This window comes from Amycolatopsis sp. lyj-109, assembly GCF_046548995.1.
Taxonomy (GTDB): Bacteria; Actinomycetota; Actinomycetes; order Mycobacteriales; family Pseudonocardiaceae; genus Amycolatopsis.
In genome coordinates, this window is sequence record NZ_JAJPWR010000010.1 from 105055 (window position 1) to 117893 (window position 12839).

Sequence of the window (12839 nt, forward strand, 5' to 3'; positions counted from 1 at the left end):
CGGCGCCCGCGAGCCGGCAGGTTCGCGGGCGACGTGATCGCCGGGCGGCTCCGGTTTGATCGACTCCCGATCGGGGCAGTCCGGAAAGGCACCCGATCGAGGAGGTCTCGATGGCCGAACGGCGTTGGCACATCATCCCGACGACGGCTTCCCTGTGCTGGTCTACCTGGGCGTGGGAGCGATCCTGCTCGTCTCGAGCATCCTCACCTTGACCGGCACCGAAGGCCGGGCGCCCGTCCTGACGGTGATCGCGGCGGTGGCCGCGGTGGCCCTGATCGCCCTTTCCGTGGTCGGCCTGGCCCGCCCGAAACTGCGCGGCCGCTGACCGGCCGGGTCCCGCGGCGGCGCCGGGGCCCGGCCGGAACTCCCTACAGCTCCTGGTGATCCGCGTGATCGACCCGGGCCTCCGGCACCGGACGGCCGTCGCTCACCCGGAAGTCGTCCACCCCGTCGAGGACGAACGTCGGCGTGCCCGCCACCTTGTCCGCGCGGCAGTGGTGCACGTCGGCGTCGGCCACGTCCCGCAGGACGTACGCCGGGCGCGTGTCCGGCTTGCCGAAGCGGACGTCCACGTTGTCCCAACTGATTCCCCGGGCGTGGCGGACGAAGAAGCCGTACGCCGGGAGGGTGCCGAACATCGACGGCTCCGGGTACGCGGTCTCCAGCTCCGGCGGGTTCTGCACGGCGTCGCCCGGGGTGAGGCCGCCCGCCAGGTGGTGGCGGATGTTGCTCAGCTTGACGTCCTCGATCGGGTGGCCCGGGATCCCGGCGAAGCACGACGGGTACCGCGGATCCGCGTCGATCGTCGTGACGTCGCTGATGCTCACCCGGCGCAGGAATCCGACCGGGATGCCCGCCGGCCCGCGCATCCGCGCGCCCAGCCGGAGGAACAGCGGCATCTGGATGTTGCGCATCGTCAGGTTGCTGATCGTGACGTCCTCCAGCCACCCGCCGTCGACCGTTTCCAGGGCCAGGCCGCGGCAGTGCTCGAAGACCACGTTGGAGATCGCGATGTTGCGGAAGCCGCCGTTGGACTCGGTGCCGAACTTGACGCGGCCGGTGCGGCCGTAGGACGCCGCCGTCTTGAACGTGCCGCCGACGAGGGTGCCGAGGTCGTAGCCGCTGACGAAGCAGTTGTCGATGGTCACGTTTTCGGTGTCGCGCACCTGGTTCAGCGCGTACGAACTCTTGAGCACGATGGCGTCGTCGTTCGGCGAGTTCACCGTCGTGTTCGCGATCCGGACGTTCTTGCAGCAGTCGATGTTGATGCCGTCGCGGTTGGTGTCGATCACCACGCCGTCGATGCGGAAGTTGTCGACGCCGGTGGGGAGGATGCCGAAGTGCCCGCCGTTGACGATGGTGATGTCGCGGATCGCGACGTTGCGGCACAGCTTGAGCGCGATCGCCTTGTTCCCGTTGAGCGGCAGGGATTCCGCGCTGCCGCCGGCGACCAGGCCCTTCCCGTCGATCTTGCCGGGGCCCTCGATGGTGACGTTCTCGAGGTTTTCGCCCCAGATCAGGCTGTTGTGCCAGTGGCTGTGCCCGAAGTCCTGGTACGGGTTGCCCGCGCCCGGTTCGGCCGGGTCGTAGCCCTGCCCGCCGGCCGGGGCGGCGGCCAGGATCGTCGCGTTGGCCGCGAGGTACAGCGCGATGGTGCTCTTGAGGTGGATCGAATAGCTCGCGTACGTGCCGGCCGGGAAGTACACGGTGCCGCCGCGGGTCGCGGCCGCGTCGATCGCGCGGTTGATCGCGGCGGTGTCGATCGTGCGCCCGTCGCCTTTCGCACCGAACCTCGTGACGTCGAAGAAGCGGCCCGGCGGGCTCCCGAATTCTTCGGCCCCAGCTACCGGAGATCCGACCAATGGCAGTGCCACACCCGCAGCGCCCGCGGCTCCCCAGGCCACGGCACGGCGGCGGCTCAACGCTCTTCCCACGACAACTCCCTTACTTCGCCACGGCAGAAACACGCCAAGGTGCTTCCGACGGCGGATCGGGATGCGTCTTCAGCTAAGAGCAATTGATCGGATGAGTCAAGCTCGTCCCCGCCTCCCGGCGGGGACGAGCCCGATCTTCAGTCCAGCACCTCGCGCACGGTGCCCGCGGCGACCGTCAGCCGGCCTTCGCGCATGGCGAACCCGAGGCCCGGGCTCATCGCGACCGGCTGCCCCAGCTCCACCGTCAGCGAAGCCGCGTCGCCCGGCCGGACGACCGTGACGCCGTCGGCGAGGGTGACCACCCCGACGACGTCACTGGTGCGGAAGTGGAACTGCGGCCGGTAGTTCGCCGCGAACGGTGTCCGCCTGCCACCCTCGGCGGCCGACAGCACGTGGACGTCCGCGCGGAACCGCGTGTGCGGCCGGACACTGCCCGGCAGGCAGACGACCTGGCCGCGCCGGACCTCGCCGCGCTTCACCCCGCGCAGCAGCACCGCGGCGTTGTCGCCCGCCTCGGCGCGGTCCATCGGCTTGCCGAACGTCTCGAGCCCGGTGGCCACGCTGGCCACCGCCGGGCCGAGCCCGATCACCTCGACCGCGTCACCGACCGCGAGGGTGCCCTGCTCCACCGCGCCGGTCACGACGGTGCCGCGGCCGGTGATGGTGAGGACGTTCTCGATCGGCATCAGGAACGGCAGGTCGAGCCGCCGCGGCGGGATCGGCACGTGCTCGTCGACGGCGGCGAGCAGGTCGAGGATCCGCTGCGTCCACCGCGGGTCGCCCTCGAGCGCACGCAGCCCGGACACCCGGACCACGGGCACCGCGTCGCCGTCGAACCCGTACCGGGTGAGCAGCTCGCGCACCTCGAGCTCGACCAGGTCGAGCAGTTCCTCGTCGTCGGCGAGGTCGGCCTTGTTGAGCGCGACCACGAGGTGCTCGACCCCGATCCGGCGCGCCAGGACGACGTGCTCACGGGTCTGCGGCATCGCGCCGTCCTGCGCCGAAACCACGAGCACGGCGCCGTCCAGCTGGGCCGCGCCGGTGATCATGTTCTTGACGTAGTCGGCGTGGCCCGGCATGTCGACGTGCGCGTAGTGCCGGGTCGGCGTCTCGTACTCGACGTGGGCGATGTTGATGGTGATGCCGCGCTCGATCTCCTCCGGAGCACGGTCGATGCGGTCGAAGGCGACGTAGCTGGCTCCGCCCTGGCCTGCGAGCACTTTGGTGATGGCGGCGGTCAGGGTGGTCTTGCCGTGGTCGACGTGGCCCATCGTGCCGATGTTCAGGTGCGGCTTGGTCCGCACGTACTGCTGCTTGGTCATGATTTTCCCTGCGCTGGAAAGGAGAATGCGCGAAACCGGGCGGAGCGCGTCGACCCTCCCCCGGCGGTTTCGCGCCCAGGGCGGGGAAATCGGGGAAGGGTCAGCTTCGAGCGCCGGTCAGCAGGGCGGAAAACCGTGCCGAAAGGGCGCTCGGCAGGGACAGGCCTGCGAGCGTCGCGCTATCGAACACGGGGAACATGACCGGAAGGGTGCCACGCCTTCCGGTGCGGTGTCATCCTGTTTTCCGCGGCCGCATGATCAGCGCCGCAACGTGGTACACACAAGGCTTTCCGGTGCGGTTCGCGTAGGAATGCCCGACGTCGGCGGGAAAGTACACCGAGTCGCCCGCCGCCAGGACGTACTCGGTGTCGCCGACACCCAGGCGGAGCTCGCCCGACTCGACGGCGACGAACTCGTGGGAACCCGGTGCGTACGCCGGAAAAACACCCGCGTCACACCCGGGCGGCAGGGTCGTGCGGATCCACTCGAAGTTGACGCCGGGAACGACCGGGGTCAGCACCGTGCGGTGCCAGCCGCCGGGCTCGGTGAGGTGGTCCTGCTCCGCCGCGCGGCGGACGATCACCCGGTCGTTCTCCAGACCGGCGAGCAGCCGCGAGACCGGCAGCCCGAGGCCGTCGGCAATCCGGGACAGCACCACGACCGTCGGCGTCTTCTCGCCGCGCTCGATGGCCGACAGCATGCTGACGCTGACGCCCGCTTGCCCGGCCAACGCCGTCAGCGCGAGGCCGCGGCTCGCCCGCAGGTCGTGCAGGTGGCGGCCGAGCGACACCGGATCAATCATTCCTCTATGATAGCGATCATGTCCACTATAGCGGAAGCCACGGAGGCCGACGCCGAAGGCATTGCCGCCGTCTTCGTGCCGTACGCCACCGATTCGCTGGTCACGTTCGAGACCACGCCGCCGACCGCGGCCCAGTGGCGCGCGAAGATCCGCGAGAGCGCGTGGCCTTTCCTCGTCCTGGCCGACGAGGGCGAGCTCCTCGGCTACGCACTCGCGGCGCCGTGGCGGCCGAAGCCGGCGTACCGGTTCTCGGTGGAGACGACGATCTACCTCGCACCCCGGGCCGCCGGCCGGGGTCACGGGCGACGGCTGCTCGACGAGCTGCTGAAGCGGTGCGAGGACGCCGGAGCCCGGCAGGCGATCGCGGTCATCGTCGACTCCGGCAACCCCGCGTCGCGCGCCCTGCACCACGCGGCCGGCTTCACGGACGCGGGCGTGCTGCGCCGCGTCGGCTTCAAGCACGACCGCTGGCTCGACACCCTGCTGGTGCAGCGCGAACTGGGCTGACAGCCGGGGCAGGATGTCGACGGAGTACGGAGTTCAGCCGGCCTGCCGCAAACGCCAATTCGCGTAGCCGCGGGCGAGCCCGGAGAGTCGTCCGGTGGTCGCCCGATACGTCCAGAGGCCGGCCACGTACACCGCGAACGCGGTGATCTCTCCAGCCGTCGCTTCCGCCCAACGCGTGTGCGTTCGAGCCCACGCTTCTGCCGCTTCGGCCGTGTGTCCGGCACCGATCAGCCGCAGGACGAGGAAAGCCGGATCGATCCACGGCGCACCCGACGCGGGCCAGCCCCAGTCGACGACCCTGGCTTCCCCCCTCGACGTGACGACGAACTGGTCTTCGTGAAGATCGGTGTGGAGCAGGTGGTCACCCGCCAGCAGTCCGGGTGCCTGGCGTTCCCAGTCCACCAGGTCGTCGAGCCGCCTGCCGTTCAGCAGGTGTGACCGTTCTTCGGCGATCCGCGACCACCAGGACGCCTTCCATCGATCACCCAGGGGCCTCAGTTCAGGAACCCTGACGGCACCGATCCGGTCGAGGGCCGAGGCGACCACGGGGAGGTCCGGCGAGCCAGGCGCCAAGCTGACCGGACGTCCGTCGACGTGTTCGAAAGCGGCCACCAGCCAGTCGTCGACATCGCGGTGGAAAACGACCGCCGGCGCGAGGCACGCCACTGTTTCCGCGATGCCGATTTCGTTTCGCAGCCAGCGCATCTCACGCGAGACACCGTGCACAGCCTTGAGGAAAACCGGCGGCGGATCGTCGCGGTACAGCGTGAGCGCGGCGCCGCAGCTCTGCCCTTCGACCGCCGGAACAGTCCGGCTGATCGCGCCGAGCCGGTCCACTACCTCACGCCGAACCGGCTCCGGCAGGTCTTCCCATCGATACCTGTGGGCCATCGCTCCCGGCTCTACTTGCCGTTGGTGTCGGTGTTCTCGTTACCATCCTTGCCCGACGCGCGGCATCCGTCATCGCCGTCGTTGCACTGAGCGGCCAGAGCCAACCACAGCTCCGGATCGACGGCGAGCCCCGTGGCCGCGATCGCGGCGACCGTTCGTGCCATCTCGTCGCCGTGGCCGTCTTGTGCGCGACCGTCGTCCGGGACGTGATGGATGAAACGGCCCGAGACGCGTCGGCAGAAGTCCTCGTATTCCTTGGTGTAGAGGAGGAAGGTATGCCAGCCGATGTCCACCGCTGAGGATGGCGCCAGTCGTTCACCGCGGTTTCCCGCGCACGCGTACAGGAAGGCGAGCGCCTGATCCATGATGCGCTCGGCGAGCTCACGGGTGATCACCTCCTCGGCGGCGATGCGGGACACCAGCCGCCCGAACAGGTCGTCGGCAACAAGATCGCGACTGCGGAGGTGCGCAGAGATCATGGTCATGACTTCTCCCTGATTCGTTCATCGCTCACCCGAGATCCGGAAAGATCCGGGCCGACCCCGATGCGATCGCCCTCCACTTACTGGTTAAGACGTCATGATGAGTAATGTGACATAGACAGTCGAACTGGTCAAGACAAGTTGTCCAGTGGAAGTATGGCCGCATGGTGGATCGCAGAAGTGGAGTTCCGGCTTTCCGGCAGGTAGCAGCCGACCTGCGCGAGAAGATCACGTCCGGTCATCTCGCGCCGGGCGAGCAACTCCCCAGCGAGCGCGATCTTGTCGACACCTATGGGGTATCGAGGCCGACCGTGCGCGATGCCGTCAACTTGCTTCGCGCCGAGGGACTGGTGACCTCCGAGCACGGTCGCGGCGTTTTCGTCCGCCCACCGACGACTATCCGGCGCCTCGCCCGCTCACGGCTCACGCGCGAAGCACGTGAACGCAACCGAGGCGCATTCCTTGCCGACGCAGCGGCACAGGGTTTCACTCCGTCGACATCGGTGAAGATCCGCTTCGAGGAAGCCGGCGAACGCTCCGCCGGGTACCTCGCGATCGAGCCCGGTTCCGAGGTCACGGTGAGAGACCGGGTGATGCGTGCCGACGGGCTGGTGGTTCAGCTAGCGGTGTCGCGGCTCCCCCGCGAGTTCACCCGCGGCACCGCTATCGAGCAGATCGACACCGGACGCGGCGGCACGTACGCCCGGTTGGCAGAGGCGGGCCGTGGGCCGGCGTCGTTCGTGGAACATGTCGGCGCCCGGATGCCCACGCCTGACGAGGCGTCGCTGCTGCAATTGGCGGACGGTGTCCCGGTGATCACCGTGACCCGTGTCGCCTACCGCGAAGACGGCACCCCGCTGGAGATGAACGACATGACCCTCGCCGCTGATCGCTACCAGCTGCAGTACGAATGGCCCGCGGATTGAGCGCTAGCGCGACTTCGCCCGCAGGTGCAGCCGCTCCCCCTGCTTGCCGAACAGGCTGAGGATCTCCGCGGGCCGGCCGTCGACCGCGCCGAACCAGTGCGGGAGGCGGGTGTCGAACTCCGCCGCCTCGCCCGGACCCAGCGTCATGTCCCGGTCGGCCAGGATCAGGCGCAGCCGGCCCGACAGCACGTACAGCCACTCGTACCCCTCGTGGACCTGGGGATCGGGCTCGGCCGTCTCCGGCTCCAGGATCATCTTGAACGCCTGGGGCGCGCCCGGCTGGCGGGTCAGCGGCAGCACCGTCATCGTCGCGCCGTTGTGGCGCGGGATGCGGCGGGCGGTCAGCCGGACGCGGGGGTCGCCGACCTCCGGCGCGCCGACCAGCTCGTCCAGCGGCACCTGGTGGGCCTGGGCGATCGGCAGCAGCAGCTCCAGGCTCGGCTTGCGCTGGCCGGACTCCAGCCGGGACAGCGTGCTCTTCGAAATGCCCGTCGCCGCCGACAGGTCGGCCAGCGTGACCCGCCGCTGCGTGCGGACCCGCTTGAGCCGGGGGCCGACCTCGGCCAGGGCCTGGTTGATCGCGTCCGTCATGCCTCCAGGAAACCCGCTTGTCCCGGAAACGGCAACATTAGTTGTCGGATTCGCGATGCCGGGTCCAAGGTGGCGGCATGAGCGAAAACAACAGTTTCGACGTACTGGTGGTGGGTGGCGGCGCCGCGGGACTCAGCGCCGCCCTGATGCTGGGCCGGGCGCGGCGGCGCGTCGCGGTCGTCGACGGCGGGTCACCGCGCAACGCGCCGGCGGCGCACATGCATGGCTTCCTGTCCCGCGACGGCCTGCCGCCGTCCGACCTGCTGAAAATCGGCCGCGAAGAACTCCGTGGCTACGGCGTGGAGCTCCTCGAAGACCACGTCACCCGGCTCGACCACGGCTTCACGGCGAAGCTGGCGAGCGGCCGGGAGCTGACCGCCCGGCGCGTCCTGGTCGCGACCGGGGTCCACGACGAACTGCCGGACGTCCCGGGCCTCCGGGAAAGCTGGGGCACCGACGCGGTGACCTGTCCCTACTGCCACGGCCACGAGGTACGCGACCAGCCACTCGGCGTGCTCGGCACCGAGCCCGCGAGCGTCGAGCACGCGCTGCTGGTCCGCCAGTGGTCGCCGGACGTCGGGTACTTCGCACACACCGAGCCGGTGTCCGAAGTGGACCGGGAACGACTCGACGCGCGCGGGATCCGCGTCGTCGAGGGCCTGGTGACCGCGGTCCGGCGCGAAGCCGGCCACCTCACCGGCGTCGAACTCGGGGCCCGGTTCGTGCCGCGGACGGCACTGTTCCTGCGCACCCGGACCGTTCCGCACGACCAGCTGCTGCGCGACCTCGGCCACGTCGAAGGCGACGTCGACCCGACCGGGAAGACCGGCGTGCCGGGCGTGTGGGCCGCGGGGAACGTCGTCGACGCACGGGCGACCGTGATCATCGCCGCGGCCCAGGGCGCAGCGGCCGCCGGGGCGCTGAACCACGACCTGGTCACCGAGGACGTCGAGCGGGCGGTCGGCGCGTTCGGCGGCTTCTCCCCCGCGGCGGAACGCGCCGCGGCCGGGGCGCGCTAGCTTACGGCGCTTCGGCGTGCCAGGCTCGGCGGGTGCGTCCGACGCTGTACGACTTCGCCGGCGGCGACCCCGCGTTCCGCGCGCTGGCCGCCGCCCACCACGAGCGCTGCCTGGCCGACCCGGAGCTGAACCACCCGTTCTCGAAACGCGACCAGCACCCGCGGCACGTCGACCGGCTCGCCTGGTACTGGGCCGAGGTCATGGGCGGCCCGCCGCGGTTCTCCCGCGAGTGCAGCGACCATTCGGCGATGCTCCGGATGCACGCCGGCAACGGAGACATGAGCGACCTCGGCCGCCGGTTCGTGGCGTGCTTCGTGCAGGCCGCGGACGACGCCGGCCTGCCCGCCGACCCGGAGTTCCGGGCCGCGCTGCGGTCCTACATGGAATGGGCGGTGGCCGAGGTGCTCACCTATCCCGGACCGGCCGCCGAGGTCCCCGCCGGGCTGGCCGTGCCCCGCTGGTCGTGGACCGGGTTGCAGCCGCTGTAACGACCGGGGCGGCCGCCGCGTCTTGCAGGCGACGACCGGCTGTGGAGGTCCGTCGCCAGAGCCGGTCCGGGCAGGTTCCCCCCACCCGCCCGGATCGGCTCGTCCGCCCGTCCGATATCCGCGAGCGACACCGCCGCGGGCCGGGGCAGAATCGCCGCCATGCTCGTCGACCGCTTCCTCCTCGCCTCCCGGGGGTTCGAGCACCACCTCCGAGCGGTGCCGCCGGGCGGCTGGCACGCGCCGACGCCGTGCGCCGAATGGGACGTCCGGGCGCTGGTCAACCACATGACCCGCGGCAACCTCAACTACATCGGCCTCCTCCGCGGAGCGAGCCGGGAGGAATTCCGGGCCCGACGGGACGAAGACGCGCTCGGAGACGACCCCGTCGCCGCGTTCACCGGCTCGGTCCGGGCCTGCGCGGCCGCCTTCGCCGAGGAAGGCGCGCTGGAGCGCGTCGTCGACTACCCGCCCGGCAAGCTCACCGGACGTCGGGCGCTGGCGGTCCGCACGACCGACAGCACCGTGCACACCTGGGACCTCGCCCGCGCGCTCGGCACCGACGAGGCCCTCGACCCGGGCTTGGTCGCGTGGATCGACGAGGACTACGACGCCATCTTCGCGGGATTGACGATGAGCTCGCAGGTCTTCGCCGAGCCGCCGCCCGCGGCGCCCGGCGCGTCCCGCCAGGACCGGCTGCTCACGCGATTCGGCCGCGATCCTCGCCGAGCCGGCTGACCAGCTCGGTCAGCGCGGGCCCGAGCGGCCGGTCGACCCGCACCGAGGCGTAGCGATCACCGCGGGTCTCACCGCGGTTGACGATCACCACCGGCTTACCCGCCTTCGCCACGTGGCGGACGAACCGGAGCCCGGACATCACTGTGAGGGAGGAGCCGAGCACCAGCAGCGCCTCGGCGGCGTCGACCAGCCGGTAGCACTGCTCGACCCGCGGCCGCGGCACGTTCTCGCCGAAGAACACGACATCCGGCTTGAGGACGCCTTCGCAGGCCTCGCACGGGACCGGCCGGAAGCCGCGCACGACGTCGGCGGGCAGCTCGACGTCGCCGTCCGGGTTGATCCGGGTGGCCGCGCCGGTGAAACCGGGGTTGGCCGCCCGCAGCCGCCGGTCGAGCTCGGCACGCGGGCTGGTGCGGCGGCAGTCCAGGCAGATGACGCGGTCCAGGCTGCCGTGCAGCTCGACGGCGTCCGCGGTGCCGGCCGCCTGGTGCAGGCCGTCGACGTTCTGCGTGATGACCCCGTCGATGTACCCGCCTTCGCGCAGGACCGTCACCGCGCGGTGCCCGTCGTTGGGGTCGGCGCGGGCGATCGTGCGCCAGCCGAGGTGGCTGCGCGCCCAGTACCGCTGCCGCCCGTCGGCACTGGTGACGAACTCGTCGTAGGTCATCGGCGTGTGCCGGCGCAGGCTGCCGCTTTCGCCGCGGTAGTCGGGGATCCCGGATTCGGTGGACAGCCCGGCCCCGCTGAGCACGGCGACGCGCCCGCGCGCGACGACGCCGGTCAGCTCGTCGAGGCTGGACGTCCGCGGGAGGGGCGCGTCCGCCGACGTCCAGGAAAGAGTGGGCCGGGTCCGCATCAGGCCAGGGTACGGGGACCGAGCGGTTCCGGCTCGCGGACGGGTGACGCTGAGCGTTGACCGTGTCACATCCCGTTCACCAGCCCGATGTTATGCGGTAAACCGGAAGTTCGACTGGTCTGCGGGGGTGCGGCGATGGTCGGCGAACCGGAACCCGAGCACGGCCCGAGCTCGGTGACGAACCAGCTGCCGGGCACGGTCACCGGTTCCGTGGTGCAGGCGGGCTCGATCGGGCAGGTCGTCCTGTCCACGGCGGCGCGGCAGGAACTGCCGGTGCCCCGCCAGCTGCCTCCGGCGGTGCGCGACTTCGCCGGGCGCGACGACCAGCTCGCCCGCCTGGACGACCTCCTGCTCGCCCACGGCGAAACCCGCCCGGCCGCCATGGTGATTTCGGCGCTGGACGGCACCGCCGGAGTCGGGAAGACGGCACTGGCCGTGCAGTGGGCCCACCGGGCGGAACACCGCTTCGCCGACGGCACCCTGTTCGCCGATCTGCGCGGCTACGGCCCCAGCGCGCCGGCGCGCCCGGACCTCGTGCTCGCGTCGTTCCTCCACGTCCTGGGCGTCGACGAGGACCGGATCCCCGCGGAGCTGGACGCCCAGGTCAGCGTGTACCGCTCGGTGCTCGCCGGCCGCCGGGTGCTGATCCTGCTGGACAACGCCGGCACCGCCGACCAGGTCCGGCCGCTGCTGCCGGGATCCCCCGGCTGCGTCGTGCTGGTCACCAGCCGGGCCAGCCTGACCGGGCTGCTCGTCGCCGAAGCGGCCAGCCAGGTCACCCTCGACCTGTTCACCCCGGCCGAAGCCGACGTGCTGCTCCGGCGGATCCTCGGGGCCACGCGGGTCGCCGCCGAGCCCGAAGCCGTCGCCGACCTCGTCGAGGTGTGCGCGCGGCTCCCCCTCGCGTTGCGGATCGCCGCCACCCGCATCGCCACCCGCCGCCACACCAGCGTCGCCGAGGTCGTGGCCGACATCGCCGGCGGCCAGGACAGGTTGGACGCGTTGAGCAGCAGCGGAGACGAGCGCAGTGCCGTGCGGAGCGTGTTCGACTGGTCGTACACGCGGCTCTCGGACGAACACGCCGGCCTGTTCCGCCGGCTGGGCCTGCATCCCGGCGTCGAGTTCGGGGTGCCCGCCGCGGCGGCGGTGGCCGGGATCGACGAGGCCACGGCGTACCGGCTGCTGGAGGCACTGGCCGACGTGCACTTGATCGAGTCCGTCGGCGGCCGGCGCTACCGGTTCCACGACCTGCTGCACGCCTACGCGGCCCACCGCGCCGAGCTGGACACCACCCCGGACAGCCGGCGCGAGGCCGCGTCCCGGCTTTTCACCTGGTACGCGCGCACCGCTCAGGCCGCCGACCGGCTCGTCTTCCCCGGCCTGGAGTCCCTGGATATCGAGTTGCCCACGGTGGGGCCGGGCGTGGCACTCGCCGACCGCGCCCAGGCTCTCGCGTGGCTGACCACCGAGCAGGCGAACCTGCTGGCGGTCCTGCGTTCGGCCACCGAGCACCACACCGCCGTGGTGCTGGCGGCGACCGCGCGGTTCCTGAGCCTCCGGGAACGCACTCTGTGGTCGGTTCGCGTCGAGGCCGAAACCCTCGGCCTCGACGCCGCAAGAGCGGCCGGGGACGGGGCCGCGGAGGCGTTCCTGCTCGGTTTCCGGGGCGACACGCTCGCGGACTTGGGGCGCTGGGACGAGGCAGAGGCGGACTTCGCCCGTCAGCTCGTCCTGGCACGAGACCTCGACGACGCCGTCCGGCACCAGGTGGCCCTGACCGGTCTGGGGCAGATCCGCTTCCTGCAGCAGCGCTATGCCGAGGCGCGAGACCTTTATCTCCGGGCGTTGCCGCAGGCCCGGCACGCGGGCGCCCGTCCGGAGGCCGTCGTGGAGTGCAACCTCAGCCGGATCAGCGTCCGGCTGGGTGAATTCGAGCAGGCCCGCGCGCACGCCGAACGGGAACTCGTGCTCCGCCGCGAAGGTGCCGACCGCGTCGGTGAGGCCTATGCCCTGTGCGATGTGGCCGTGGCGCTGCAAGGTCTCGGGGCCCACGACTCGGCGCTCGAGTACACCGGGAAAGCCATCACGCAGTACCGGGCCCTCCCCGGCACGGAGGCACTGCTCGCCGACGCGCTGGAGACCGCGGCGGCTTCCCTCGAGCGCACCGGAGCAATGGTGCGCGCCGGGGAATGCCTCACGGAGGCCGCCGGGCTCCTCGATGCCCTCGACGCGGAACGTGCCGCGACCCTGCGGGCCCGGGTGCGGGAGCTGACGTCCCGGGAGTGA

At 71.3% G+C, this 12839-nt stretch carries 14 protein-coding genes; 7 read left to right on the forward strand and 7 right to left on the reverse strand.

All coding sequences use genetic code 11. The annotated features are described in order from the left end of the window. The first annotated feature begins 154 nt into the window (after positions 1-154). Entirely contained in the window at positions 155-325 is a 171-nt protein-coding gene (locus ACLJQF_RS23235) for a hypothetical protein (RefSeq protein WP_410611552.1), read from the forward strand. Between the two features lie 43 nt (positions 326-368). Here ACLJQF_RS23235 and ACLJQF_RS23240 read toward each other — a convergent pair whose 3' ends face one another. The 3 genes from ACLJQF_RS23240 to ACLJQF_RS23250 form a co-directional block, all read right to left on the reverse strand. Continuing rightward, positions 369-1862 carry a glycoside hydrolase family 28 protein gene (locus ACLJQF_RS23240; protein WP_410611848.1) on the reverse strand — a complete coding sequence of 498 codons (1494 nt, stop codon included), beginning with the start codon at positions 1860-1862 and terminating at the stop codon, positions 369-371. Positions 1863-2071: 209 nt separating this feature from the next. Beyond that, positions 2072-3256, reverse strand: coding sequence for an elongation factor Tu (gene tuf, locus ACLJQF_RS23245; RefSeq protein ID WP_410611553.1), 1185 nt, complete (start codon positions 3254-3256; stop codon positions 2072-2074). A 232-nt stretch (positions 3257-3488) separates the two neighbouring features. Next, positions 3489-4058 (reverse strand): helix-turn-helix domain-containing protein, encoded by a 570-nt coding sequence (locus ACLJQF_RS23250; RefSeq protein WP_410611555.1) that lies wholly within the window; start codon positions 4056-4058, stop codon positions 3489-3491. 18 nt (positions 4059-4076) lie between these two features. Here ACLJQF_RS23250 and ACLJQF_RS23255 point away from each other — a divergent pair, with 18 nt between their 5' ends. Continuing rightward, positions 4077-4565, forward strand: coding sequence for a GNAT family N-acetyltransferase (locus tag ACLJQF_RS23255; RefSeq protein WP_410611556.1), 489 nt, complete (start codon positions 4077-4079; stop codon positions 4563-4565). A gap of 33 nt (positions 4566-4598) precedes the next feature. Here the strand turns inward: ACLJQF_RS23255 and ACLJQF_RS23260 are convergent, their stop codons facing one another. Together ACLJQF_RS23260 and ACLJQF_RS23265 are read right to left on the reverse strand one after the other, a co-directional pair. Beyond that, positions 4599-5402: a hypothetical protein gene (locus ACLJQF_RS23260; protein WP_410611557.1), complete on the reverse strand. Its 804-nt coding sequence runs from the start codon at positions 5400-5402 to the stop codon at positions 4599-4601. A 65-nt stretch (positions 5403-5467) separates the two neighbouring features. Further along, positions 5468-5941, reverse strand: a complete 474-nt coding sequence (locus tag ACLJQF_RS23265; protein ID WP_410611559.1) for a glycine-rich domain-containing protein — start codon at positions 5939-5941, stop codon at positions 5468-5470. Positions 5942-6102: 161 nt separating this feature from the next. On the opposite strand from ACLJQF_RS23265, the gene ACLJQF_RS23270 reads away from it, so the two are divergent. After that, positions 6103-6864 (forward strand): GntR family transcriptional regulator, encoded by a 762-nt coding sequence (locus tag ACLJQF_RS23270; protein ID WP_410611561.1) that lies wholly within the window; start codon positions 6103-6105, stop codon positions 6862-6864. A gap of 3 nt (positions 6865-6867) precedes the next feature. Here the strand turns inward: ACLJQF_RS23270 and ACLJQF_RS23275 are convergent, their stop codons facing one another. After that, positions 6868-7455: a helix-turn-helix domain-containing protein gene (locus tag ACLJQF_RS23275; RefSeq protein ID WP_410611563.1), complete on the reverse strand. Its 588-nt coding sequence runs from the start codon at positions 7453-7455 to the stop codon at positions 6868-6870. A 77-nt stretch (positions 7456-7532) separates the two neighbouring features. Here ACLJQF_RS23275 and ACLJQF_RS23280 point away from each other — a divergent pair, with 77 nt between their 5' ends. From ACLJQF_RS23280 to ACLJQF_RS23290, 3 genes are all read left to right on the forward strand, one after another. Then, positions 7533-8474 (forward strand): NAD(P)/FAD-dependent oxidoreductase, encoded by a 942-nt coding sequence (locus ACLJQF_RS23280; protein ID WP_410611564.1) that lies wholly within the window; start codon positions 7533-7535, stop codon positions 8472-8474. A 32-nt stretch (positions 8475-8506) separates the two neighbouring features. Next, positions 8507-8962 (forward strand): group II truncated hemoglobin, encoded by a 456-nt coding sequence (locus ACLJQF_RS23285; protein WP_410611565.1) that lies wholly within the window; start codon positions 8507-8509, stop codon positions 8960-8962. Positions 8963-9121: 159 nt separating this feature from the next. Beyond that, positions 9122-9697 carry a TIGR03086 family metal-binding protein gene (locus tag ACLJQF_RS23290; protein WP_410611566.1) on the forward strand — a complete coding sequence of 192 codons (576 nt, stop codon included), beginning with the start codon at positions 9122-9124 and terminating at the stop codon, positions 9695-9697. Here the strand turns inward: ACLJQF_RS23290 and ACLJQF_RS23295 are convergent. Further along, positions 9660-10553, reverse strand: a complete 894-nt coding sequence (locus ACLJQF_RS23295) for an NAD-dependent protein deacetylase (protein ID WP_410611567.1) — start codon at positions 10551-10553, stop codon at positions 9660-9662. The genes ACLJQF_RS23290 and ACLJQF_RS23295 overlap by 38 nt on opposite strands. 135 nt (positions 10554-10688) lie before the next feature. On the opposite strand from ACLJQF_RS23295, the gene ACLJQF_RS23300 reads away from it, so the two are divergent. After that, entirely contained in the window at positions 10689-12839 is a 2151-nt protein-coding gene (locus ACLJQF_RS23300) for an ATP-binding protein (RefSeq protein WP_410611569.1), read from the forward strand.